The sequence below is a fragment of the uncultured Sunxiuqinia sp. genome, from assembly GCF_947495665.1.
Classification (GTDB): Bacteria; Bacteroidota; Bacteroidia; order Bacteroidales; family Prolixibacteraceae; genus Sunxiuqinia; species Sunxiuqinia rutila.
On the sequence record NZ_CANLZV010000001.1, the window covers coordinates 639,392 to 663,952 of the forward strand.

Consider the following 24,561-nt stretch of genomic DNA (forward strand, 5'->3'; position numbering starts at 1 on the left):
TCCGATTAACTTGCCGGTTCTTTTTTCTTGCTTTAATACTCTTCTTTCGCTTTGCTGCTGTTTTAGGGAGGCTGGGGGTGAGGTGGTTTCAGAATACTAAAATCCGTAGGAATAAACGATGGGTTGAAAGACCTAAAAACAGCAGACGAATTTAAACTTCGGAGCTGTCGATTTTCTTTTATCTTTGTTTTTCATGACTAAAAAAGGAACGCTTTGGACTTAACGATAAAGGAAGAAATTATTCGACTCTACGAAGGCCATTTCAAGGAAGAAATGACTGCTTTTGAAGTATTGCCGCCATCAGGCTCGTACCGCGAATATTGTCGCATAAAAAGTGCCAATCATCAGGCCATTGGCGCCTGGAATCAGGATGTGAAAGAGAACACCGCTTTCCTGGAGTTCTCTGATCACTTTTTTAGGCAAGGCGTTGCTGTGCCTGAAATTTACACGGTGAACCCGGAGAAAACCTGCTACATTCAGGAAGACCTGGGAGACCTGACCTTGTTTGAATACCTCAGTCGGACACGGGAGTTGGAAGGTTTTTCGGAGAAGATTGTCAATGTCTATAAAAAGGTGTTGATGGAGCTTCCCAAATTGCAAATCACGGCAGGGAAGGGAATCAATTATGATTTCTGTTATCCGCGTGCAGCTTTTGATAAGCAGTCGATGATGTGGGATTTGAACTACTTCAAATATTACTTCCTGAAGCTGGCTAAAATTCCTTTCGATGAGCAGGCCCTGGAAGATGATTTCCAGCATTTCAGTGATTACCTGCTGGCTGCAGACAATGATTTTTTCCTGTTCCGTGATTTTCAGTCGCGCAACATCATGCTTCACGATAACAAGGTTGCTTTTATCGATTACCAAGGGGGCCGGAAAGGTGCTTTGCAGTATGATATTGCTTCCTTGCTTTATGATGCAAAAGCCGATATTCCGCAAGCGATTCGCAACGAGCTGTTGGAGTTTTACCTGGATGAACTGGAAAAGCACATCACGGTTGATCGGGATGAGTTTAAGGCCTATTTTACAGGTTATGCCTTGATCCGGATTATGCAGGCCATGGGAGCCTATGGGTTCCGTGGTTTTTATGAGAAGAAGGAACATTTCCTGAAAAGTATTCCGTTTGCCCTGGAGAACTTGAGCTATTTGCTGAAAAACAATACGATTACGATTGCTTTGCCAGAACTTTTCAAGGTGTTGGAAGCCGTAAGTGAATCGGAATTTCTGAAAAAAATTGGGGTACAACAAGGAAAGTTAACGGTTCGCGTGGGAAGCTTTTCGTATAAGAAAGGATTACCGGCTGACCCGTCGGGCAATGGTGGCGGTTTTATTTTTGACTGCCGTGCAATTCACAATCCCGGGCGCTACGAGCAATACAAGCAGCTTACCGGGAAAGACCAGCCTGTGATTGATTTTCTGGAGGCTAACTCCGAGATTGCTGAGTTTTTAAGTCATGTGTATGCACTGGTCGATCAATCGGTACAAATGTACCTTTCGCGCGGCTTTACGCACTTAAGCGTGAACTTTGGCTGTACAGGAGGCCAGCATCGGTCGGTTTATTCGGCGGAACAGGTGGCTGCACACCTCCAGGCAAAATACGATTTGAATGTTATTCTGACCCATCGGGAGCAAGATTTCTAGCAGTTCAGTCTGAGCGGTCTGCATCTTCAAGCAAGCGATTGATAAGGGCAATCTTAAACCGGTTAAATTTCCGGCTGGACTGGTTGGCGCTGAAAAGCACCAACAGAAAGCCAGCGGCACTCATTTTCCAATCGTGATAAGTTTGCCCACTTTCAACAGCGGTGACAAAAAGTGGTTTGATGTAATGGTGGGGATTGAGCCCCGAGCGGAACAAGCTTTGGTTGGCATGTCGAATTGCCGAAAGCAGTTCTGTTTCATCCTCAACGCCGGCTTTATATAGGTCGGTACACCGGTATTTTAACTCCCGGTCGTGCACCAGCTCATCCAAGGTATTAAGCCATTCAACTTCGTTAGGTGGATAATGAATTAGATCTTTCATGATGTCCTTGTTTTTTCGTCTGCTGAATATTGGTTAAACGGAATTTTCAAATCACTACTTCAGTTGAAACTTAGCCGAAGCTTTTCAAACAGTTCTTTCTGGGCAGGGGTTAGCTTATCCGGAATTGAAACCTGAAGTTGAACCAGTAGGTCCCCCTTTTGTCCGGGCTTGCCATAAACCGGCATTCCCTTGCCCTTTACCCGCAGCACTTTGTCATTTTTTGTTCCGGCCGGAATTTTGATTTTAATTTTGCCGTCCATGGTATTAACCTGAACTTCGCCGCCGAGCACAGCATCAAACAGGTTGATTTGCTGACGCGTTTTTAAGTCATTGCCTACCCGCTCAAAGCTGGGATGTGGCAATAGCTGCACGGTTACCATCAAGTCGCCCTGATTGCTTTTGTCGCTTCCTTTTCCGCCTTTCCCTTTTATGCGCAGTACTTGCCCATCGTAGGCTCCGGGTTTAATTTTTAACCTGATTTTTTCATCCTGTAGCTGAATGAGTTTGCTGGTGCCATGAAAGGCTTCTTCCAGACTAAGTGACAGCTGTGCATTCAGGTTTTGCCCTCTGAAATTAAAATTACTTTTTGATCTGCCTGATGGTCTGCCTTGACCAAAAAAAGCTTCGAAAAAATCAGAAAAGCCAGATGAGCCAAAACCTCCGAAAACATCATTCAAATCCTCTTCCGAATAAAACGATTGGCCTTGCTGTCGGTAACCAGCAAATGGATTTTCGCTGCCATATGGTCCTGCTTGTCCATAGCGGTTCCAGTTTTCGCCCAGCTCATCGTATTTTTTGCGCTTGTCGGGTTTGCTGAGGACTTCGTGGGCTTCATTGATTTCCTTAAAGCGGTTCTCGGTTTCCTTATCCCCGGGATTTTTATCCGGATGATACTTGACAGCCAGCTTACGGTAGGCTTTTTTGATTTCAGCCTGTGAAGCATTCTTGTCAACCCCCAGTATTTTATAGTAATCTTTGTATTGCATTGTTTTTTGTTTGCGAATCAATAAAAAAAAGGGTGTTCCCTGACGGAGCACCCCTTTAAACTGAAGACAGGTTCCGCCTTCCATTACTTAATTTCAATGTTTCTGGCTGGTTTCGGTTTCGCTTCTTCTTTCTTCGGAATAGAAATTTTTAGAATACCATTGGCATAGCTGGCCGTAATTTTATCACTTTCAGCTGACTGTGGAAGCGTAAATGAACGGCTAAACGATTGGTAGCTGAATTCACGCTGGGTAAACTGCTGGCCTTTTTTGGTTTCGCTGTCCACTTTTTTTTCTGAAGAAATGGTGAGCATGCTATTGTCCAGATCGATTTTGAAATCGTTCTTTTCAAAGCCCGGTGCAGCCATCTCAACTTCAAACCCATTGTCGTCCTCCTTGATATTTACGGAAGGAAGCGTCGTATTGGTATTTGAAAAGTTGCGGGTTGAGAAATTCATCCAGTCCCGGTCAAAAAAATCATTGAACAATTTTGGCCAGAGTGGTAAGTTTTCATGTTTTCTAATTCCATTCATAACAACCTCCGTTTTTAATCGTTAAACTTTATTTTTTAGTAATCCCCACAGGGAAAAGTTTATTTGTTCTGCGGAAACTGGTCCATGAAAAAGCGATTCTTCATGGAATCCATTTCCTGAAAAAGAGAGTCCATTCGCTTCATGTTGTTTTGAAACCGTTCGTAGAAAAAGTTTTTCTTGTAGAAATCGTATTGCAACAAGGAGTCCTGAAAAAAGAAATCGTTGAAATACGACCTGTCAGAGAACGGATACTGCAAATTGAAGCGATTTTTGAATTCACTCAAAATGCTGTCAGCCAGAAGGCTGTCTTGTTCAATACTGTTGTAAAACTGTGTATACGTTGAGTCGTACCGGATAAGGTTCCCGTTTTCATCGAATTGTCGGTTAACAACAATGTCGGTTTTGGGTGCTATCGAATCCAGTGATTTCGTTTGTTCCGAACGGGGTTGACCGGAACAACTGCTAAGCAAAAAGAGTAAAAGCGTTGTTGATAAGCCAATGTACTTCATAGTCTTCCTTGTTTTGTGGTTAGACAATTAAGTTGGCAACTGCAAGCTGTCTTTTTATGCGTTCCGTCGATCGTTCTTGGCCTAATTAAGACCAGTGAATGAGCTGTTTATTCAGGAGCGTCCAAACGTGCGGACGCTCCGTTAACAGAGATGAATCAATTTCTATTTAATTTCAATTTGCTTTGGTGGCTTGGGTTTTACTTCTTCCTTTTTCGGAATTTCGACACGCAAGATGCCGTTTTCATATTTAGCTACAATGCTGTCTGTTTTTACGGTGTTGGGCAAGGTAAATGTCCGGCAGAATGATTGGTAGCTAAATTCTCTGCGAGTAAATTGCTGGCCTTCCTTGGTTTCGTCTTCCACTTTCTTTTCCGAAGAGATGGTCAGCAAATTGTTGTTCAGATCAATTTTGAAATCTTTTTTATCAAAGCCCGGAACAGCTACTTCAACCTCAAACCCATCAAGGTCTTCTTTGATGTTGACTGCGGGTAGGGTTGTGTTGGTGTTTGAATAATTCCGGTTTGACCAATCGAATAAATTGTTGTCAAAAAAGCGGTCAAATAAATCCGGGTACTGATTCGAAAATGTTGGTAGTGCCATAATTTTATCCTCCATACTTTTTAGTTAGACATTTAATTTCAACTCGAAAAAATCAAAATAAGTGCCAGTGCATTTGGATGGACAATTTTTCAAGTTCAAGCTGTCATTTGTTCAGTGTCTTCACGCTTTTAATTACGATCGCACTGGAAGAAAGATTCATGCATTAAATGTCAATATGGCAGTTTGTTAGCCGAAAAGTGGACATGATTTACGGGCAAGGAGAGGCCTGTGGAATGGGAAGGAGAACCTGTTTGCCTGAGCTTGCTTGTAGTAGGCGTAAATCCCTGCAAACAAGCTCAGGATTGCTTTTTATGGGCTAGGCTGATTGTGCCTCGGAAGGACATCCTTCCTGGTACTCCGCAATAATTTTTCCAACCTGCTGTGGAGAAACCCGTCCATAGACTTTTTCGCCTACGGTAACTACGGGGGCTAGCCCGCAGGCGCCTACGCAACGCAGGCTGCTTAGTGAAAATTTACCGTCGGGGGAGGTTTCGCCAACTTCAATATTGAGCTGGCGTTTGAATTCGCTCAGCACCTGCTCAGCGCCACGCACGTAGCAGGCTGTTCCCATGCAAATAGAAATGGGGTGCTCGCCTTGGGGCAGCATGGTAAAAAACGAATAGAAAGTCACCACACCATATACTTTGGCGACTGACATGTTCAGTTCTTTGGCAATTACTTCCTGTACCTCAGCGGGCAAATAGCCCAGCTTGCTTTGCACCTGATGCAGAACATTAATTAGTTCTCCTTCCTGGTTGTCAAACTGAGCACAGATTTCCTTAATCTGGCTAATGGTCTTTTCGGAAAGTTTTATTTTTGGCATTGTCTTCTTTTTAATTCAGTTCTTTTTTGAATACTCGTAACACGAAACGCGATACTCAAGACTCGTTTCAACTTCTGTCAAAATACTCGGTGTGCAGCAGGTGATGTGCTTTTTCACTGAGCGGTTCACCCAGAAACTCATCGTACAGTTTTTTGATGTACGGATTTTCGTGCGATTTGCGAATGGTTTTGCTTTTATCTTCAGCGTAAATTGCTTTCTGGCGCTTTTTCAAAACCTCCACATCGCCATGATGATAAGGCTGGCCACCGCCGCCAATACAACCCCCGGGGCAAGACATGATTTCAATGGCATGAAACTCGCTTTTGCCAGCTTTTATTTCTTCCAGCAACTTTCGGGCATTTCCCAGGCCGTGGGCAATCCCAATATTGATGGGTAAGCCGTCAAAGTCGATGGTTGCTTTCCGCAGCCCTTCCATGCCGCGCAATTCTTCAAAATCGAGGCGCTCCAATGTTTTGCCGGTTTGTACTTCGTAGGCCGTGCGCACGGCGGCTTCAATTACACCTCCGGTAGTTCCGAAAATAACACTGGCCCCGGTTGATTCACCCATTGGTTGGTCAAACTCTTCATTGGGCAGAGCTTTAAAATCGATGTTGGCCAGGTTGATCAGCTGAGCCAGTTCACGTGTTGTTAGTGCATGATCGACATCCGGATTGCCATTTACGGCAAATTCATCGCGACTACTTTCGTATTTTTTGGCCACGCAAGGCATGATGGAAACAACCACCAGGTCTTCGCGTTTTACCTTCATCTTATCGGCAAAATACGTTTTGGCAATGGCGCCAAACATTTGCTGGGGGGAGCGTGCTGTTGACGGAATGTCTTTCAGATCGGGAAACTGATGCTCGAAAAACTTCACCCAGGCCGGGCAGCACGAAGTCAGGATTGGCAACTTCACTTCCTGGTCACCGGCCAGGTATTTGTTGAGTCGTCCAAGCAATTCGGTTCCTTCTTCCATGATGGTCAGGTCGGCTGCAAAATCGGTGTCAAACACATAATCGAAGCCAAGTCGGCGCAAGGCTGCAGCCATTTTTCCGGTTACCAGGGTTCCGGCTTCCATGCCAAATTCTTCGCCCAAGGCAGCACGTACCGCCGGAGCAGTTTGTACAATCACCGTTTTGGTCGGGTCAGAGAGGGCACGAATCACGGCACCGGTTTCATCCACTTCGGTTAAGGCGCCTGTTGGGCAAACGGCCACACACTGTCCGCAATAGGTACAGGAAGAATGGTCGAGATTCATTTCAAAAGCAGGGGATACTACACAGTGAAAACCACGGTTGATGGTGGAAAGTACACCAACGGTTTGCACCTGGTTGCACATGGTTTCGCAGCGTCGGCAAAGGATGCACTTGTCCATCTCACGGATGATGGCCGGGCTGGTATCTTCGCGATAGTGTGATTGTTCGCCTTGGTAGTGAATTTCGCGAATGCCAAGATGATGAGCCAGATCCTGCAGGTCGCAGTTGCCTGATTTGGCGCATACCAGGCAATCGGCCGGGTGATCAGATAAAATCAGTTCAACAACGGTCCGGCGGGCGTTGATTGCCCGAATGGAGTGTGAGCTGATCTCCATGCCTTCTGCTACTTCGGTGCAGCAAGCAGGAGCCAGGTTTCGACGGCCCTTTACTTCGACCACGCACACCCGGCATCCACCGGGATTGTTTTCAATGTTCATGTCGTGCAGGTTCATGTGGCAGAGCGTTGGAATGTCGATGCCAATACTTGAAGCTGCTTCTAAAATGGTAGTTCCTTTTTTGACGACCAAGGGTTTTTTATCGATGGTTAAATTGATCATTTCCAGCGTAGTTTTGAGGGTTAGGCAATTTTGATGGCATTAAACTTACATTTTTCGAAACAGGCTCCACATTTGATACACAGCGACTGATCAATGTAATGCGGACTGCGTTTTTCTCCGGAAATTGCGCCAACCGGACAAATTCGGAAGCATAACGTACAGCCGGTACATTTTTCATCGTCAATCTGGTATTGCAGCAATGCCTTACATTGCCCCGCCGGACAATGGCTATCATTGACATGTGCTTCATATTCATTCATGAAATTATCGAGGGTAGAAAGTACCGGGTTGGGAGAGGTTTGCCCCAGGCCACAAAGCGAAGTGTCTTTGATAACATGACTAAGCATGCGCAATTTGGTCAAATCTTCAGCAGTTCCTTTTCCTTCGGTAATTTTGTCCAGAATTTCGTGTAGCCGTTTGTTGCCAATACGGCAAGGGGTGCATTTTCCGCAGGATTCATCAAGGGTGAACTCCAGGTAAAATTTGGCGATGGATACCATGCAGTCGTCCTCGTCCATTACAATCATACCCCCGGAGCCCATCATTGAGCCGGCAGCCAGTAAGTTGTCATAGTCGATAGGGGTATCCAGAAAATCTTTGGTCAGGCAGCCGCCCGATGGTCCCCCAGTTTGTACTGACTTAAATTCTTTGCCATTCTTAATGCCCCCGCCAATGTCGTAAATAACTTCGCGTAAAGTGGTTCCCATAGGCACTTCAATCAAGCCGACATTGTTGATTTTTCCAGCCAGGGCAAATACTTTGGTTCCTTTTGATTTCTCCGTACCAATGCTGCTAAACCAAGCAGCACCTTTATTGATGATGGGCGGAATATTGGCAAAGGTTTCAACATTGTTTACGTTTGTGGGTTTGCCCAGGTAGCCTTCCTGCGATGGAAATGGCGGCTTAAAGGTTGGCTCGCCACGTTTCCCTTCCATGGAGTGGATCAGGGCTGTTTCTTCGCCGCAAACAAAGGCTCCGGCCCCGTAGCGGATTTCAATGTCAAAACTGAACTCGGATCCCAGGATATTTTTGCCCAACAAGCCGTACTCGCGGGCTTGTTTAAGTGCTGTTTTCAGGCGTTCAATGGCCAGCGGATATTCCGCACGAATATACACCAGGCCTTTATCGGCCCCAATGCAATAGCCGCAAATGGCCATGGCTTCAATAACCGTGTGCGGGTCGCCTTCCAGGATGGAGCGATCCATAAAGGCACCCGGATCCCCTTCGTCGGCATTGCAAACCACATACTTTTGGTTGTTTTCCACTTTTCGGGTAATGTCCCATTTCAGCCCGGTAGGAAAACCTCCGCCACCCCGACCGCGCAGGCCTGAGTCCATGATGGTTTGTATGGCTTGTTCGGGAGTCAGCTCTTCCAGGCATTTGCCCAAGGCTGCATAGCCTTCGTTGGCAATATATTCTTCAACGTTTTCAGGATTAATGAATCCACAGTTTCGTAAAGCAATGCGGACTTGTTTTTTGTAAAAGTCCATGTTTTTGCTTTCGGTAATGGGCATTTGAGTGTTGGGATCGGTGTAAAGCAATCGCTCCACTTTTCGCCCTTTGATTAGATGTTCTTCAATAATTTCCTTGGTGTCTCCAGGGCTTACTGAAACGTAAAAGGTGTTATCGGGTTGTATTTTTACAATTGGGCCTTGTTCGCAAAAACCAAAACATCCGGTATGAATTACCTGAACATCCTGTTCCAGCCCCATTTCTTCCAGTTGGGTTTGAAAATTTCGTCTGATTGGTCCGCTTTGAGAAGCTTTACAGCCTGTTCCTCCGCAAACCAGCAAATGCATTTTATAGTTAGCCATTCCTTGCGTGGTTTTTATTCGTCAATGGTTTTATAACTTACCGGGATGATGCCATCAACCAGTTCATTTCGTTTGATGTGCTTATCAATGATTTCCTGTGCCTTTTCTTTATCTACATACCCATAAATTACAGGTTCCCGGCCAGGCATGGTCAGTTCAATGGTCGGTTCGGCATAGCAAAATCCCATACAACCGGTTTGGGTAACCAGGGCATCAATGCCTTGGTGGTCGAGCTCTTCAATGAAATGGTTCATGGTGTCTTTAGCTCCGGAAGCAATTCCACAGGTGGCCATCGAAACTTTAATTTGGATCAGATTCTCCGGATGGTCCCCTTTTTCTCTAAGTTTGATTTTAGATTGAACCTCCTCTTTTAATTTCTTGAGGTCGGCAAGTGACTTTACTTTTGACATTAGGTATCGTTTTTTTGTTTTAAATCAGTAGGTTAATCGTCTCCTTTCTCAAATGTCCGACGATAAAGACAGATAAAATCTAATTTTTATCATTATTCGCTAATTTGAATTTGTTCTAAATTCTCTCGAATCATTTCCAGCAGGAATTTTCGAATTGATGGTGTAGAAATGGGCATCCCATCCAATTCCTTTTTGATTTCCCGGCTATCAAATTCAAACTGCCCTTTGGGCGTTTGGTGGCTATAGTGTATTTCAGTGTTGTTTTCGTTGCTAAGCAAAATCAGTAAGCTTCCGGCAATATCGCCCAAGATGGGCCGGTCGATGTGTTTAAAGCCAAAACTTACTTTTAGCTGCGTGCCTATATTTTCATCCGAACGGAGTTGGAAATGCCCTCCGGTTTGTTCGGCATTGTGTTTGAGCAAGGGGAGCCCAAGACCAACTTTTCGGGTGGTTTGCGTAGTGAAAAAGGGGTTTGTGGCCTGTTCGAGCTGAGCGGGGCTCATGCCATGTCCGTCATCGTTGATGGTAATGGAATATTGGTCTTTGTCGGGTTGTTCTTTAACTTGAATTTCGATCAGGCTGGCATTGGCCCGAATGGAGTTTTGTGCGATATCGAGAATGTGTAAGGCAAGTTGGTTCATGATTCAATTTTTACAAATCGACCGTGTTTTTGATTTAAGGCCCAGCGGATCTCCTGAAAAGTAGGCTCGAACAAATAGAAGGAAGTGCATGCAGCACCGATATCTTCCGGATAATGGGCATCAGAGGCGGTTATCAGGCTGGTGTCCGAGTGAATATCGTATTGTTTGCGTATTGTTTGTTCATCGGCAAACCGGGTAATTTGCAAGCCGTCAACATGGAGGTCGGAGGGCAGGTAGCCCAGCTGGCTGTAAAGGCTATTTATGGGCCGGTCGATGTGGGCCGGAATAAATAGGCCGTTGAGTTGGTGGGTGTATTGTTCAATGCTTTCCAGGTCAATCTGAAGTGGGCTTCCCAGGTAGTGTGGAAAGTACTGGGTGATTTGGTTTTTCCGGTTAAGCAAAACCTGGTGCCCATGGTACTCCGGACGGTTCGGGATTTCCGGCAGGTATTGATCCAGAAACCGTTGAAACTTGTCGCGGGTATAATCATCTTCAAACAGGCAGATGGCATGAATTTCTTCGCGGCTGTTGACTTCACATCCATTGATAACCATCAACCCAGTGCCTTCGGCATGTTTTTTTACCATGGCGCATTGGCGTGTTGAGTTGTGGTCGGTAATGGCCAAAATGTCGACCCCTTGTTCGATGGCCCGTTCAACAATTTTGTCCGGGCTCATCTCCAGGTCGGCACAAGGTGATAAAATGGTGTGGATATGTAAGTCGGCCCGAAACTTTTTCATCCTTTCTCTTTCAGCAACTCATATAATTTCCCGCTTAAGTCAAAGGTTGAATCGGAAGAGGACAGCAAGGGGATTTGCTCCTCTTTGCTATGGGCAATCGTGCTTTGGTGGGGCTGCAGTCCTTTCACCAGGATGACTGCGGCCAGATCTTTTAGTGAGGCAATGGCCATCACGTTTTGATGTACCTGCAGGGTAATCCACACTTGATCTTCAAGGGCATTTCCCATAACATCACTAAGTAAGTCAGAGACATATGCTCCACTGATTTCGCGGTCGAGTCCTTTCTCGCCTGAAATCACTTGTAAATCCAATAGTTCTACTAATTCAGAAACCTTCATTTCTTCGTCCTCGTTTATTGCAGTCGGCTTGAAACCGTTTTTCTCCCCATTTCTTTTCAACGTTGCGCAAAGCCTTTTTGGTGTCAATTTTGCCTTCGTTTTCCCACATTTGCTGGAGGAAAATGCAGTCAGACATCTTGGCTTTGCCATTGACCATATCTTCGGCTAAGGCCTGACAGTTGGGTGCTCCGCATGCGCCACAGTCAATACCCGGCAAAAAGCAGATGATGCGCTGGGCACGGGCCATTTTTTCCAGGGCTCGTTTGCGGTCCTTGTCCAGGCTAAAGGCGGGTTTGGGGATAATGGTATCAGCGACTAACTTTTGTTTTAGTTGTTTCGATTCTTTAATAGCCGGTGAGTTTTGAAGTTTCCAGGTGGGCGGATAGCGCTTGGCGCGTCGTTCCAGCCGTTCAACCGTCAAAAACCGGTTCCCGGTCATCATAATGCCCCCGGCGCAACTTTGGTCGCAGGCCCGGAGTTCCAGAAAATCAATATCCGGCACTTCTTCGTTTTCCAGGCGTTCCAGAAAGCGGATCACATTGTGAATACCATCAATGGCCATGCTACGTTCGCCAAAGTTTCTGGCTTCGCCACGTGTTAAGCTCCATAAAATGCCGTCCCGCGTCAGGTTTTGCCGCCGCGCACTGGTATCTGCTGCTTCGCTGTCATCAATGGCTTTCATCACCCGGTTGTAGATTGCATCCATGTTGATGATGCCGTCCACGATGGATTCGGTTTCACCAACCGGGCTTTTCACCGAACTGATTTTGGCATTGCAGGGAGTCACATAAAATAAGCCGATCTCTTCTTCTTTGGCTCCTTGCTTTTTCAGTTCGCTGATGGCAAAATGCGCAACCAGGTCGTGGGGCGCTTTTCGCTTAATCAGGTTCTCCGTCAGCGATGGATAGCGAATCTGAATCAGCCGGACAATAGCCGGGCAAAAAGTTGATATGTGTGGCCGGTTGTCGGGCGATTTCCGGCAGTATTCCTTAATCGAGGTTTTTAAAATCCCGATGGGCTGCTCGACCTCAAACACATGGGTGAATCCGATTTTGAGCAGTGCCGCGTAAATCTGGTCTTCGGTATATTTCTCCGGAAATTGTCCAATCATAACCGCAGGAAATAATACAACGCGGTATTTAAAAGACTGGATATTTTGCAAGTCATCCTGCTCAACATAGATTGCCTTGACGGGGCATGCCCGCATGCAATGACCACAATCCACACAGCGGTCAGCTCTGATTTCAGCCAGACCACCAGCCACCCGAATTGCTTCGGTGGGACAAACTTTCATGCAGTGCGTACAGCCCATGCACTTTTGTTCATCGATGGTTAATGCGTGATATCGTTTTGCCGGTGACATTAAAAGTAATTAATCATTTTAAGTGTTGTTCCACTGTTTACTGTTGACTCAATATAAAATTCGTCTGTGTTTTTCTTGATGTTTGGAAGCCCCATGCCGGCACCAAAGCCCATTTCTCTGACTTTTTTGCTGGCCGTAGAGTAACCTTCCTGCATGGCTAACTCAATATCCGGTATTCCTGGACCTTTATCAATGATTTCTGTCGTTATTTTGTCGGTTTCAATATCCACCAAAATCTGACCCTCAAAGGCATGAGCTACCACATTAACTTCGGCTTCATACATGGCAATGACAATATTTCGAATGCATCGGGCCTCTATCCCCAGTTGTTTAAGCATCTTTTTTATTTCGCTGGCAGCATGCCCGGCGTTTGAAAAATTGCCTCCTTCTATGGTAAATTGAAGTTTCATTAATAAACCGGTTTTAAGCCTGCCTGGTATAAAATGCCACTGGCCTTGAACAAGGTGAAAGGCGACTCCAAAATGCAAAGGTTGTTTTCTTTGGCAAGAGCCAGCATGTCATCGTTTACCTTTTTATTGCGGACAAAGACGATGAATCGGATATCAGCCATTTCCGAAGTCCGGATTGTTTGCAGGTTACACATCCCGGTTATCAGAAGCAGGTTGTCTGTATCAAGGGTCAGAACATCACTCATCAAATCGGAACTATAACCTCTTTCAATTTGGGCTGTTGAGAGTTCTTCGCCGCAAATAATTCGGGCGGACAATAGTTGGCAAATTTTACTGATCTGCATGGTGCTTAAATGGGTTTGTACAAATATGATTGAAAACTGTGAGATGGGAGTCAATTTTGAATGGAATATGCGCCCGGGGATTAAAATTTAGATTGAATTGAAATAAGGGCTGAAATTTGTAATTTCGTAGAACCAGTACCCAAAACCAAGTACCCAAAATCATGATTTACGACGACAATTCCTTACACACGGAAATGATTCAGCATCCTGACTTGCATCAGAAGATTATTGATGCCTTGCCGATTCCTATTTTTTACCGGAATATTCATGGCGTTTACATTGCCACCAACCGGGCACATGAGAATTTTATAGGCTTGAAAAAGGAGGAAGTGATTGGAAAGACGGTGTTTGACGTACAACCCCCTGATATTGCGGAGATGTATGCTCGTCGTGATCAGGAGTTGTTTGAAAATCAGCAGGGACAAAGCTATGAAACCAAGTTTCGTTTGTCTGATGGTTCCATACACGATGTAATTTTTAATAAGGCGGTCATTCGGAATGGCAACGATGAAATTATTGGTGTTGTGGGTTCCATTATGGATATTACTGACCGCAAAAAAGCCGAACGTAAGCTGGCAAAGGCCAAGGAAGCTTCCGTGATTGCCTCGGCCATGATTCACAAAATCCGGGCGGGAATTGTGATTGTTGACAGCGACTTTAAGGTCATCGATTCCAATGAAGGTTTTGCCCGCTTGTTTGGCGAAGAACTGGAGGAACTGTATGAAACCATTCCCGGCTTGCAAGGAGCGGATTTGAAAGAGTTAATTCCGGAAGTGATTTTTAAAATGTTTGCAACCCTGATGGCCTCAGGTGAAAACATGGTTGAGCGCGATTTAAAGGTGCAGAATCGCCTGTTGCATATTTCGGTCATCACCATCTATAAAAACCGGGTTGTTGGGGCACTCATTCGCGATATGTCGGCTCCTTCACTGGTGCGTGAAGAAATTATCAGCCGGGCCCGGCAGGTGAATAAGCAAAACCTGGAAACGGTTCGTCAAATTGCTTTTCTGTTGGGCGAAAATGCCTCCCAAACCGAAATCATGCTGAATTCAATCATTGAGTCCTATAAATACGAGGAGGATAACTGATGGCTGATTACCACTTTGATGTGCACATGCAACAAAAGCTCCCGAAAGGTGAAGTGGTGTGTGGCGATGTATTTCTAACGCGCCGGATCAAGGAAGAAGGCCGCGTAATCCTGGTGTTGTCCGATGGAATTGGGCATGGTGTAAAAGCCAACGTACTGGGAACTTTAACAGCCTCCATGGCACTGAATTACTCCTCGCTACACACACAACCCGATGTGGCCGCCAAAGTATTTATGCGTGCTTTGCCCCGCAGCAGCGACGGACAGGAAAGTTATGCTACGTTCACCATCATTGAAATTGAAGTGGACGGCATGGTTCGTATTGTTAATTACGACAACCCGCAAACAATCATTCTTCGGCATGGGAAGCCTTATGTTCCCAACGAAATTGAGGTGAATATTCGCGGAGAAGAAAATGTGGGTAAAATTCTTCGCATCCGGGAATTTAAGCCGATCCAGGGAGACCGGATTGTTTTTATGACTGATGGCGTGGAGCAAAGTGGTTTGGGGGGAAAGCGTTATCCGATGGGCTGGGGGCTTGAACAGGTGTGTAGCTTTGCTGAAAAACAGCTGGCTCGGGAACCGGAAATTTCCGCCACCCGACTGGCGCGCAAAATCCTGAACCAGGCAGCCATGAATGATGGCTTTGAACTGAAGGACGACACGAGTTGCGGCATTGTTCATTTCAGGCAACCGAGGGAGTTTATGCTGATTACCGGTCCGCCTTTCTATAAAATAAAGGACACGGATTTTGTCAAGCGGGTTATTGAGTTTCCCGGTAAAAAGATCATTTGTGGAGGAACAACGGCTGAGATTATTGCCCGTGAACTCGACCTGGAAGTCAACATTCAGCATCGGTATGGCTACGAGGAAGCTGGGATTCCGCCTGCAGCAGAAATGAAGGGCTTTGAAATGGTTACCGAAGGAATTTTAACCATGGGGAAGGTGGAAGAGATTCTGGAGGCCTACTCGCGCGAAGACCGTCTGGGAACAAGTCCGCCGGAGGAAGTCGCCAAACTACTGCTGGAGCATGATAACATTCACATCATTGTTGGCACACGCATCAACTGGGCACATCAGGACCCGGATCAGCCCGTGGAGCTGGAAATACGTAAATTTGTGGTTAAACGAATTGCCCGTTTGCTGGAAGAGCGTTTCCTGAAGAACGTGACTGTTGAGCTGGTTTAATTCTGTTATTTTTTAGATAAAAACATATTGTATTGCCGTTACCGGAACTTCGTGGGCTTTTGCCCGGAGTGGAACGGCATTTCATTTTTGAATAAGAACTGAATGACTTTCAATACAGAACTCAAAGAACAATTGCTGAAGCAGCTGAATGACTTGTTGGATGAACGTATCGGCGCGAGCTTAAAAGCCATAGAATCGGCTAAGGAAGCGCGGGATAATGATACGAAAAGCAGTGCCGGCGACAAATACGAAACCGGCCGGGCCATGATGCAAATGGAACTGGACAAACACCAGGCGCAGTTGAGTAAAAACCGGGCTCTGAAAAATGAGCTGTCAAAAATTAATCCGTCAGTTGCTATGCAGGAAGCTGCGTTTGGAAGCCTGCTTGTTTGTAATCAGGGCCATTATTTGCTGTCGGTAGCCATGGGGAAAATCCGGATTGGGCAAACCGATGTTTATTGCTTATCCATGCTGTCGCCTTTGGGGCAGGCACTGCGCGGTAAAAAGGCTGGCGATGAACTTGATTTTAATGGCCAGCTCATTCAGGTTAAATCAATTGTTTAATTGCGCACACTTTATTGTCGGTATGCCGGTGATCAAAGGAAATGAATTACCTTTGCCGGATGTTAAAAAATCAGGAAAATATTCTGGAAAAGTTAGGCATTGAGCAACTGAATGCCATGCAGCAGGAGGCCCAGGAGGCTATTCAGTCAAGCGCTGAAGTGGTATTGCTGTCACCTACCGGAACCGGAAAAACGCTGGCCTTTTTGTTGCCGGTGCTTGCCGAATTGGATCGTGATTGTCAGGAAGTGCAATGTGTGATTATTGCGCCATCGCGCGAACTGGCTATTCAAATTGAACAGGTGGCCCGCGAAATGGGGGCAGGCTTTAAGACCAATGCGGTTTATGGCGGTACGTCATTTTCGAAAGACAGGCTGGAGTTGAAACACCGTCCGGCTTTATTGATTGGGACGCCCGGCAGAATCGCGGATCATTTTCGGCGCGAAACCTTTCCAACGCACACCATAAAAACCTTGGTGCTCGATGAATTTGACAAGTCGCTGGAGATTGGATTTGAAGGGGAGATGAAACAGATTCTGGCTGCTTTGCCTGATCTTCAGAAGAAAATATTAACCTCGGCAACCCAAAAAAGAGAGGTTCCTTCGTTTGTGAGACTGAAGAAGCCCCGAATAATCAATAACCTGAAGGAGCAAGGTTCGCAGTTGAAGATCAAGCGGATTCTTTCGCCTGAAAAAGACAAGCTGGAAACCTTGGTTGAGGCGCTTTGCCATATTGGCAACCAGCCCGGAATTATTTTCTGCAACTTTAAAGATACCATTCAGCGGGTGAGTGCTTTTCTGACAGAAAAGCAAATTAGTCACGGTTGCTTTTATGGAGGGATGGAACAGGTGGATCGCGAACGGGCCTTGATTCAGTTTCGGAATGGCTCGCACCAGCTTCTGATTGCTACCGACCTGGCGGCGCGTGGACTCGATATTCCGGAGATCAAATTTATTATTCATTACCAGCTTCCGGGGCGGAAGGATGAATTTACGCATCGTAACGGGCGTACTGCGCGCATGTTTAACGATGGAACGGCCTACGTGTTGCAGTGGGAAGAAGAAAATTTGCCCGACTACATGGGGGCTTTAGGGATTGAACGGCTTCAGGAAGCACCACTTCCGGAGAGTTCTGCCTGGACCACCTTATTTATTTCCGGCGGACGAAAAGATAAAATATCGAAAGCTGATATTGCCGGTTTTTTCTTTAAACAAGGGAAGCTGAACAAAGATGAATTGGGCGTGATTGAGCTGAAGCAGGACTGCGCTTTTGTAGGCGTACATGCTGCAAAGGCAGACCAATTGGTAGAAATGCTTGACAAACTTCGCTTAAAAAACAAAAAGGTACGGGTGAGTTTGGCAAACTAAGGCAATCACCTTTGCCTGGAAGAATTCGGGGGTGTAGTATCCCCAAAACATACATGAATACCAGGAATCAGTAAGAGGAATGAAGTTACCTGAAAGGAAAGAATGTTAATTAGCATTGAGATAAACAGATTGGCCTATTTTTATCAAGGCCGGAATTAAACTGAAAGCCTAGTGCAAACGAGAAGTTCCGACGAAGGAGGAAATCACTCGTTGAACTTGGCTTTTAGGAAGATGGAGGGGGAAGATAAAAATCAGCCTTGAATTTTCTGTTTACTCTTTGTTTCAAGACAAAGAGTAAAATCCGTCTGATAAGACTTTATGGATTGATAATGATTAAGTAATTATCGAATTATGGAGTCCTATTGAAAGAAAAGATCACCAGAAAAACCAAAAGGCTTTAAACAATTGTTTAAAGCCTTTTGGTTTTATGCGTTTATTCCGATTTAAACCATCGGGTATTTCTTAAAAACTTCTTCTGATTTCATTAAGATCTCAACATACTGAGCCCGTTGGTAAGCAAAGGGATCTTTCAGGTTTTTGCGCGATAATTTTCCACGAAAATCATCCAGCGATTTGTAGCCTTTGTGATCCATCCAGTCGGCCAATTCGCGGAGTACCTTAGCTACAAACGGAGGTTGGTTACGATAGATGGCAGAAACAACCTGAACGACATCGGCCCCGGCAAGCAACATTTTAATGACATCCTTGGTGTCTGAAATTCCACGGCTGGCACATACGCTGGCGTCAATGTTGCCATACAGCAACCCGGCATACCGCAGCGCAAGCTGGTGATCTTTTTCATGACTCAATTCCCAGGGATAGTAGAAAAGCTCTTGTTCAATATCGATTTCCGGCTGGAAAAAGCGGTTGAAAAGCACATAGCCGTCAACACCCACTTCGTCCAGTTTTTTGATGAAGTTTAAGGTATTGGTATAAAATGGACTGAGTTTTACGCTAACCGGAATCTGAACGGCTTTTTTGATGCTTTTAACAATCTGAATTTGTTTGTCTTCAATGCTGTTGCCGCTGGTTTCAAAATAGCCCGGAGTAGCATACAGGTTCACTTCCAGGGCATCAATGCCTGTTTGTTCCAATTCTTTGGCATACTCAACCCACGAAACTTCATAGATGGCATTCAAACTTCCGATTACAGGAACCGAAGTATTCTTTTTCAAGGTTTTCAGATTGAAAAGATGCTCTTTCGGGCCGGCATGTTCCAGGTCCGGAAAAATGCTGGTCATTTCAGCATGACGCTCTTCGTATTCGTGCAGTTCATCTTCAAGTTGAAGCGATTCCAGTTGGATTTGTTCTTCGAAGAGCGACTTGTACACAATGGCCCCGATGCCTGCTTCTTCGAGCTGTTTAATCACTGCTGGTTTATTCACCAGGTTACTGGCACCTAAGATTATCGGGTTCTTTAGCTTTAGCCCCATGTAGGTGGTTGATAGATCTGCCATAATATTGATTTTACAGGTTATTTTCTGTTAGTTAAACTATGGAAGTTCTGCTTTTGTTCAAAGCCAAAAGCACAAAGATGAACAAGTGTTTGAAAATCTTTACGACAGAGTCTGAGCGGAAGTTACTGGCTTCCCGAAGTATCTGATTTAAGGTTTCGACGTATTTTAGCCGCCAGGCTGGTGGCATCAGGCTATGACACCCGAACCAAGCAACTCTTTGCCATCATACCAGGCAGCAAATTGCCCGGCTGTAATGCCACGCTGTTCGTCATCGAACAACAGGTACAAGCCTTCTTCACGCTGATAGAGCGTTGCTTTTTCAAGCGGTTGGCGGTAGCGGATACGCACATCGTAGCGTCGGCTTTCTCCAACAGCCATTTTCAAGTCTTCCCGAATCCAGTGGGTTTCCGCTTCTGAAATGAACAGTCCCGGACGGTAAAGTCCCGGGTGGTCAGTTCCTTCACCTACATAAATAATGTTGCGGTTGACATCGGTTCCCAGCACAAACAGGGGTTGTTCGTGGCCGCCAATGTTCAGCCCCTTGCGCTGACCAACAGTATAGAAATGCGCGCCACGGTGTTCGCCAATTACTTTACCATTCCAGGGTTTGTAAGGGTAGGCAAAACACAGTTTTTTGAAATTATCGGGAGTCTTTTCTACCGCCTTTTTCTTCGCCATGAATTCGGCTGGCACTTCAATCACATTACCGGTTTTGGGTTCCAGTTGTTGTTGCAGGAAGGTAGGCAAGTCCACTTTCCCCACAAAGCAAATGCCCTGCGAGTCCTTACGGGTTGCTGTTGGCAGTTCCTGCTCGGCGGCAATTTTACGAACCTCGGGCTTGTCCAGATGTCCAATGGGAAACAGCGCTCTGCTGAGTTGTTTCTGGCTGAGCTGACACAGGAAATAACTTTGGTCCTTGTTGTTGTCTTCGCCCGCCAGCAACTGGTAAATGGGCTGGCCGTCTTTTTCCACTTCCCCTTTCTGACAATAATGCCCGGTAGCCACATAGTCGGCATCAAATTTCAGGCATTCATCCATGAAAATATCAAACTTGATTTCGCGGTTGCAAAGCACATCGGGGTTGGGGGTGCGGCCTTTGCTGTATTCGTCAAACATGTAGTCGACAACCCGTTTCTTATAATCCTTGCTGAGGTCGACAATATGAAAGGGCATGTCCAGTTTTTTGGCTACCATTTCGGCAATCATGGCATCGTCTTCCCAGGAGCAACTGCCCGTTAAGGTGCCTGTACGGTCGTGCCAGTTCACCATAAATAAAGCGATCACCTCGTATCCTTGTTGTTTCAGCAAATAGGCTGCAACACTTGAATCTACTCCTCCTGAAAGTCCAATAACTACCCTTTTCATCTTTTGAATCAATTGAGCGACAAAAGTAGAACGAAATTTGGAAATAGGCAATTCGGTGGAAAGAAGACCGTGATATTTAAGATGCGGGGTGATCTTTTGTTAAGATAGGGCAGTTTCGCGGTAGTGTTCATTCGTTTGGGTGAGACACACTTTGGTTTAACGCGAGTTGCTATTCCTTAGGTTGAAGCTGTTATTCGTTAACATGCATTCGTGTTTCGTTGAGGTGAAGTGGTTATTCGTTTGAACCGATCGGCCCCTGGTTTGAGCGAAGCGGTAAGGAGTGACTAGTTATTTTGATTGAAAGGTATTTATTATTGCTTTTCAATGCAATTGGTCTGTGTATGGTCGTTGCAAACGAGAGCCCACGTAGCTCTCGACACCACCAGACTTAGGCGAGGGGAGAGCAGGTTTATTGCTTTCGACGTAATTTGTTGGTTCCAAAACAGGTGTAATCTTTTCCGAATGAAACGTCGAAAATCGTTTCAATTTCATTTTCGTTTATCCGTTTTATTGTCCATTTTGCTTTTCCGTTTGGCACAAAGTTTTCAATAAATTCCGTTTCAAAGATCAATATGTTTTCGTTTGAAATAGAATCATTTAAGACATATTGGTTGTAGTATCCTTCATTGTTGAACTGCCTTAGAATTATTGAATTCCTGCTTTTGTCAAAACTGATAAAGCCCTTATCGATATGGTGTTCTCCTTCGGGATTTTTATCGGTCGGTTCAAATTGAGATTCATTTTTTATTTCAATGTACTGCCCATTCATTGTAAGATGGAAACTGGATTCAATTTTCGATTTATTATTGCCAAAACCAGATCCTGTTCCTACCCAATCACCAATAATAAAGTCAATTTTTTCAAACTTGTTTGTTTGAGCAAAGGATATCCCCAATGACAGGATTAATCCCAACGTTAGAAATGCTTTCCTTTTCATATCAATATTTTTTCCGGGCTTTCCCTGTTTTGAGCGAAGCGGTAAGGAGGGGTTAGTTACCCAACCTTATTCAAATTTGTATTCACTATCATTGGTAGGAATAAAAAATTCAACTTTCCCACATTTGGGACATGCATAAATATCAAATGCCTCCCGATTAACCAGTGCTTCAAATAAATTTCCAAGTATTCCAATCTTTGGCCCTTCATGAAATTTATACTCTCCGGAATAGATGTATGGCGTATTGCATCTGAGACAATTAATGTCTTTTTTGTTGTGGTTTAAGTCTTTAATGTCAATTATCTTATTCTCAGTCAGGCTGAAGTTGCAATTCCAGCACAATTCAAAACTCTCTTCAATCTCTGCGTTGCAATTTGGACACTTTTTCATGATAAATTCAGTTAAGGGTTGTTGTCGATTTTTTATTGGAGGTAAGTTGGTTACCTGTTATCCAAAGATATTTTAAAAAAAATCATTTTAAGCATTGTGCGTATTTTTTCTTTTATGCGGTGAGTGTTGCCCTGCTTTTGCCTGCCCCAGGTTTGAGCGAAGCGGTAAGGAGTGACTAATTATTTTGAATAAAAGATATTCCTTATTGTTTTTCAAAGCAATAGGTCTGGAGTATCGTCGTTGGCAGTTTATTGTTCTGAACGTGAAGGGTTGGTGCATGGTCGTTACAAACGACAAGCAGTTTACCCCTCGGCATTGCAAAAGAAATGATTCATTAATTTCTCTATCTTTATGAAAACCAAAAAAAAATCAATCATGAAGAGACTTTTAGTTTTGTTTGTCTGTTTATTTTTTGCAGCTATGATTAACGCCCAGACCGTAAAAAAAGGGGATGAGGTTGCCAATCTTAAAGATATTACGGGCCATTACTGTACTGTTCATTTTGTCTACTCCAAGATGGGGAACATCGTAACTGTGCAAGGTGAGGAAGCAACTTACAATTTCTCTGATCAGGATGGTAGTAAGATGAAGTTCAAGACAGAAACCCATTTATTGAACTTCATGGATAGAGCGGGCTGGGCTATCAAGCTAGCCTATGTAGCCTATGCGAGCGAGACCGAAGTTTTTATATTTGAGCGCAAAGAAGAATCAAAAGATGCCAGCTAGTCTGCCTGCCCTTTGTTTGAGCGAAGCAATGATGAGGGAGGAGTTATTTTGATTGAAAGATATTCCTTATTGTTTTTCAAAGCAATAGGTCTGGTTTATCGTCGTTGGCAGTTTATTGTTCCGAACGTGAAGGGTTGGTGTATGGTCGTTACAAACGACAAGTAGTTTACCCCTCGGCACCGCTTCGCTAAGACGAGGGGGAGTTAGGGGCGGAATCGTCAAAGACGAATTGGCGGTGTTGCAACAACGAACCGCAGTCCGAAAGAACCGCTGAAACCCGCATTGCATATACATTTTATTAGCGGGCGTTATTGTCAACGTCCTTAATATTTCTAATTAATAACGAGTCATTTCTAACTTGATTCTTACTATTAAAGTCCCGTAAAGTCAGTGTGCCGTAATTATTTGTATTGAAAACCTTTTCTTCTGAATTATCCAATGAAATAAACATAAAATGGTTTCCAGCCTTACCTAAAAACTTATAATATTCAGTATTGATTTTCGTGTATTTGAATTTACTATTAGACAATATTTCCATTGAATCAATCTTCCCCATGGAGAAAGAGGATGATAGAATAAATACTACAATTGCAATTATGGCACTATTAAAATTATTCGGTAATACGATTTTATAATTCACTAAGAAATTAGTGACAAAGACGGAAAACGGAGCAAGTACAATTGGCAACATTTGGTAAAATAGTCCCTTGTCTATGAAAAATGACGCAATTAGAGTTGATGGAAGTATGGTGAAAATTGAGATTCCAATAATCCTTTTCGTGATAATATCTCCTTTTGACAATTCTCCGTTTTCTTTCATTTTTTCATATCCACCAAAGGGGAAAATGTTACTTAATAAAAGTAACGAAATCAGAGCAGAGAATATATAAGGAAGTGCTTTATCAATTATTGGGGCAAGAGCATATAGAATTAATTGATTTAAATCAAGAAAAGGAAATATATTGATTCCAATATTACCCCAGTATGTGCTGATATAAATTCCAGAGGCAACAAAGAAAATTCCTATAAAAAATGTTGTTTTTAGTAATTTACTTTCCATTATCGTATTTCAATTGCTTTATGAATTTCATGTACTCATTCAAATTTTGGTTCTTCTAATGCCCGCTAACGGTCACTTGCAAGTTGTCGGGGCGGATTTCGAAGAGCGTTCCTGTCCGAAGGACACGGAACTGCGATGCGAGAATCCGCAGTTGGCGTACCACCGAACCCCGCCCTGCAATATGTACCGTGTTATGCATAGAATTTTTATTTTCAATTGTCTTGCCATTGAAACTGCATTCTTAAAAATACTAGTAAATTCATTAATCCATGTGCAATTATCAATGGCCAAAGCTTTTTGTATTTAAAGTAATAATATCCAAAAATTAATCCTGTTGGGATAATGTAAAATATTCCTATCCAACCTTGGTAAGTATGAAAAGAAAGCCTTATTAATGTACTCAGTCCAATTAAAATGGCTGGATGATATTTTTCAAGTCTCTTGAAGAAATATCCAACCAATATGAATTCTTCATAAATTGAATTTATGACAACAAATAATAAAATTACTATCCAATTAGCTTCCAGTCCGTAATGAACATGTTTTGTCCCCGTATCGCCAATGACTGTTGCAAATTCAAAAATTTTGCTCAAAATACCTCCAGTTATATTCCTTAAAACCAACAAAAGTAAAGCAACCCATATTAGTCGAAATTTAAAACTGAGATTAAAATCGGTCAATCTCCACGCTCTAACTTTCAAAATGTATAGAATAATTGAGAATGCAATCACTTCATAAATCAAAATAGTCGAGTGGCTAAAATTGGTAATTTTATAACCCCATGAATGAGTATAGTCTGAATTGACAGCAAAGAATGAGATTGTCGAAGAATAGATAAAAAGTCCGAACCCTAATATTAATATAATAAGAAGTTCTATTGTCGGTGAAAATTTGCGTATTAGTTTGTTCATTAGTTCAAGGTTATTTCAATTTTATGCATAACGGCTCGGCTATGCGCAGTGTGCCTGTGTTGCGCCTGCGGCAGGCATATTGCGTATGAGCCATTGTGTGTGCCCAGCATGAGCATGTGCACACACTACTGAAAGCTCTTAAAAAATGTTTAAAATACAAATTTTTGGAGT

General features: G+C 44.1%; 27 protein-coding genes. 6 read left to right on the forward strand and 21 right to left on the reverse strand.

What is annotated here, in order from left to right; all coding sequences use genetic code 11:
• Positions 1–213: 213 nt before the first annotated feature.
• The gene (locus Q1A18_RS02780) at positions 214–1,641 is read left to right on the forward strand and encodes an RNase adapter RapZ (RefSeq protein WP_299577111.1); all 1,428 of its coding nucleotides are present in this window, start codon (positions 214–216) and stop codon (positions 1,639–1,641) included.
• A gap of 4 nt (positions 1,642–1,645) precedes the next feature.
• Here the strand turns inward: Q1A18_RS02780 and Q1A18_RS02785 are convergent, their stop codons facing one another.
• The 15 genes from Q1A18_RS02785 to Q1A18_RS02855 form a co-directional block, all read right to left on the reverse strand.
• Positions 1,646–2,020 (reverse strand): hypothetical protein, encoded by a 375-nt coding sequence (locus tag Q1A18_RS02785; RefSeq protein ID WP_299577113.1) that lies wholly within the window; start codon positions 2,018–2,020, stop codon positions 1,646–1,648.
• Between the two features lie 59 nt (positions 2,021–2,079).
• Positions 2,080–3,006, reverse strand: coding sequence for a DnaJ C-terminal domain-containing protein (locus Q1A18_RS02790; RefSeq protein ID WP_299577115.1), 927 nt, complete (start codon positions 3,004–3,006; stop codon positions 2,080–2,082).
• An 83-nt stretch (positions 3,007–3,089) separates the two neighbouring features.
• The gene (locus tag Q1A18_RS02795; protein WP_299577117.1) at positions 3,090–3,536 is read right to left on the reverse strand and encodes an Hsp20/alpha crystallin family protein; all 447 of its coding nucleotides are present in this window, start codon (positions 3,534–3,536) and stop codon (positions 3,090–3,092) included.
• 59 nt (positions 3,537–3,595) lie between these two features.
• The gene (locus Q1A18_RS02800; protein ID WP_299577119.1) at positions 3,596–4,045 is read right to left on the reverse strand and encodes a hypothetical protein; all 450 of its coding nucleotides are present in this window, start codon (positions 4,043–4,045) and stop codon (positions 3,596–3,598) included.
• 162 nt (positions 4,046–4,207) lie between these two features.
• Positions 4,208–4,645 carry an Hsp20/alpha crystallin family protein gene (locus Q1A18_RS02805; protein ID WP_299577121.1) on the reverse strand — a complete coding sequence of 146 codons (438 nt, stop codon included), beginning with the start codon at positions 4,643–4,645 and terminating at the stop codon, positions 4,208–4,210.
• 316 nt (positions 4,646–4,961) lie between these two features.
• Complete coding sequence (nuoE, locus tag Q1A18_RS02810; protein WP_299577123.1) at positions 4,962–5,468, reverse strand: NADH-quinone oxidoreductase subunit NuoE; 507 nt, start codon at positions 5,466–5,468, stop codon at positions 4,962–4,964.
• Positions 5,469–5,535: 67 nt separating this feature from the next.
• Positions 5,536–7,287 (reverse strand): NADH-dependent [FeFe] hydrogenase, group A6, encoded by a 1,752-nt coding sequence (locus tag Q1A18_RS02815; protein ID WP_363322865.1) that lies wholly within the window; start codon positions 7,285–7,287, stop codon positions 5,536–5,538.
• Positions 7,288–7,301: 14 nt separating this feature from the next.
• Positions 7,302–9,095 carry an NADH-quinone oxidoreductase subunit NuoF gene (locus tag Q1A18_RS02820; protein WP_299577127.1) on the reverse strand — a complete coding sequence of 598 codons (1,794 nt, stop codon included), beginning with the start codon at positions 9,093–9,095 and terminating at the stop codon, positions 7,302–7,304.
• A 14-nt stretch (positions 9,096–9,109) separates the two neighbouring features.
• Positions 9,110–9,505 (reverse strand): (2Fe-2S) ferredoxin domain-containing protein, encoded by a 396-nt coding sequence (locus tag Q1A18_RS02825; protein ID WP_299577129.1) that lies wholly within the window; start codon positions 9,503–9,505, stop codon positions 9,110–9,112.
• A gap of 92 nt (positions 9,506–9,597) precedes the next feature.
• Positions 9,598–10,146: an ATP-binding protein gene (locus tag Q1A18_RS02830; protein WP_299577131.1), complete on the reverse strand. Its 549-nt coding sequence runs from the start codon at positions 10,144–10,146 to the stop codon at positions 9,598–9,600.
• Positions 10,143–10,886: a PHP domain-containing protein gene (locus tag Q1A18_RS02835; RefSeq protein ID WP_299577134.1), complete on the reverse strand. Its 744-nt coding sequence runs from the start codon at positions 10,884–10,886 to the stop codon at positions 10,143–10,145. Before Q1A18_RS02835 ends, Q1A18_RS02830 begins: the two co-directional genes overlap by 4 nt.
• Positions 10,883–11,224: a DRTGG domain-containing protein gene (locus Q1A18_RS02840; RefSeq protein ID WP_299577136.1), complete on the reverse strand. Its 342-nt coding sequence runs from the start codon at positions 11,222–11,224 to the stop codon at positions 10,883–10,885. Before Q1A18_RS02840 ends, Q1A18_RS02835 begins: the two co-directional genes overlap by 4 nt.
• A complete protein-coding gene (locus Q1A18_RS02845; RefSeq protein ID WP_299577138.1) occupies positions 11,211–12,587 on the reverse strand; it encodes a [Fe-Fe] hydrogenase large subunit C-terminal domain-containing protein in 1,377 nt (458 codons plus the stop codon). The genes Q1A18_RS02840 and Q1A18_RS02845 overlap by 14 nt, the downstream gene beginning before the upstream one ends.
• A complete protein-coding gene (locus tag Q1A18_RS02850; protein WP_299577140.1) occupies positions 12,587–12,997 on the reverse strand; it encodes an ATP-binding protein in 411 nt (136 codons plus the stop codon). The genes Q1A18_RS02845 and Q1A18_RS02850 overlap by 1 nt, the downstream gene beginning before the upstream one ends.
• Positions 12,997–13,341 (reverse strand): hypothetical protein, encoded by a 345-nt coding sequence (locus Q1A18_RS02855; protein WP_299577142.1) that lies wholly within the window; start codon positions 13,339–13,341, stop codon positions 12,997–12,999. The genes Q1A18_RS02850 and Q1A18_RS02855 overlap by 1 nt, the downstream gene beginning before the upstream one ends.
• Before the next feature lie 161 nt (positions 13,342–13,502).
• On the opposite strand from Q1A18_RS02855, the gene Q1A18_RS02860 reads away from it, so the two are divergent.
• From Q1A18_RS02860 to Q1A18_RS02875, 4 genes are all read left to right on the forward strand, one after another.
• Positions 13,503–14,429: a PAS domain S-box protein gene (locus Q1A18_RS02860; protein WP_299577144.1), complete on the forward strand. Its 927-nt coding sequence runs from the start codon at positions 13,503–13,505 to the stop codon at positions 14,427–14,429.
• The gene (locus tag Q1A18_RS02865; RefSeq protein ID WP_299577146.1) at positions 14,429–15,616 is read left to right on the forward strand and encodes a SpoIIE family protein phosphatase; all 1,188 of its coding nucleotides are present in this window, start codon (positions 14,429–14,431) and stop codon (positions 15,614–15,616) included. The genes Q1A18_RS02860 and Q1A18_RS02865 overlap by 1 nt, the downstream gene beginning before the upstream one ends.
• Positions 15,617–15,718: 102 nt before the next feature.
• Positions 15,719–16,180, forward strand: coding sequence for a hypothetical protein (locus tag Q1A18_RS02870; RefSeq protein WP_299577148.1), 462 nt, complete (start codon positions 15,719–15,721; stop codon positions 16,178–16,180).
• A gap of 41 nt (positions 16,181–16,221) precedes the next feature.
• Positions 16,222–17,544 carry a DEAD/DEAH box helicase gene (locus Q1A18_RS02875; RefSeq protein WP_299577149.1) on the forward strand — a complete coding sequence of 441 codons (1,323 nt, stop codon included), beginning with the start codon at positions 16,222–16,224 and terminating at the stop codon, positions 17,542–17,544.
• A gap of 443 nt (positions 17,545–17,987) precedes the next feature.
• Here the strand turns inward: Q1A18_RS02875 and Q1A18_RS02880 are convergent, their stop codons facing one another.
• From Q1A18_RS02880 to Q1A18_RS02895, 4 genes are all read right to left on the reverse strand, one after another.
• Positions 17,988–19,001, reverse strand: a complete 1,014-nt coding sequence (locus tag Q1A18_RS02880) for a dihydroorotate dehydrogenase-like protein (protein WP_299577151.1) — start codon at positions 18,999–19,001, stop codon at positions 17,988–17,990.
• 186 nt (positions 19,002–19,187) lie between these two features.
• Positions 19,188–20,417 carry a tRNA 2-thiouridine(34) synthase MnmA gene (gene mnmA, locus Q1A18_RS02885; protein WP_299577153.1) on the reverse strand — a complete coding sequence of 410 codons (1,230 nt, stop codon included), beginning with the start codon at positions 20,415–20,417 and terminating at the stop codon, positions 19,188–19,190.
• Between the two features lie 358 nt (positions 20,418–20,775).
• The gene (locus Q1A18_RS02890; RefSeq protein ID WP_299577155.1) at positions 20,776–21,303 is read right to left on the reverse strand and encodes a hypothetical protein; all 528 of its coding nucleotides are present in this window, start codon (positions 21,301–21,303) and stop codon (positions 20,776–20,778) included.
• A 66-nt stretch (positions 21,304–21,369) separates the two neighbouring features.
• The gene (locus Q1A18_RS02895) at positions 21,370–21,693 is read right to left on the reverse strand and encodes a hypothetical protein (RefSeq protein ID WP_299577157.1); all 324 of its coding nucleotides are present in this window, start codon (positions 21,691–21,693) and stop codon (positions 21,370–21,372) included.
• A gap of 375 nt (positions 21,694–22,068) precedes the next feature.
• On the opposite strand from Q1A18_RS02895, the gene Q1A18_RS02900 reads away from it, so the two are divergent.
• A complete protein-coding gene (locus Q1A18_RS02900) occupies positions 22,069–22,419 on the forward strand; it encodes a hypothetical protein (RefSeq protein ID WP_299577159.1) in 351 nt (116 codons plus the stop codon).
• A 298-nt stretch (positions 22,420–22,717) separates the two neighbouring features.
• Here Q1A18_RS02900 and Q1A18_RS02905 read toward each other — a convergent pair whose 3' ends face one another.
• The gene (locus Q1A18_RS02905; RefSeq protein ID WP_299577161.1) at positions 22,718–23,479 is read right to left on the reverse strand and encodes a hypothetical protein; all 762 of its coding nucleotides are present in this window, start codon (positions 23,477–23,479) and stop codon (positions 22,718–22,720) included.
• 212 nt (positions 23,480–23,691) lie between these two features.
• Entirely contained in the window at positions 23,692–24,390 is a 699-nt protein-coding gene (locus Q1A18_RS02910; protein WP_299577163.1) for a CPBP family intramembrane glutamic endopeptidase, read from the reverse strand.
• Positions 24,391–24,561: the final 171 nt, after the last annotated feature.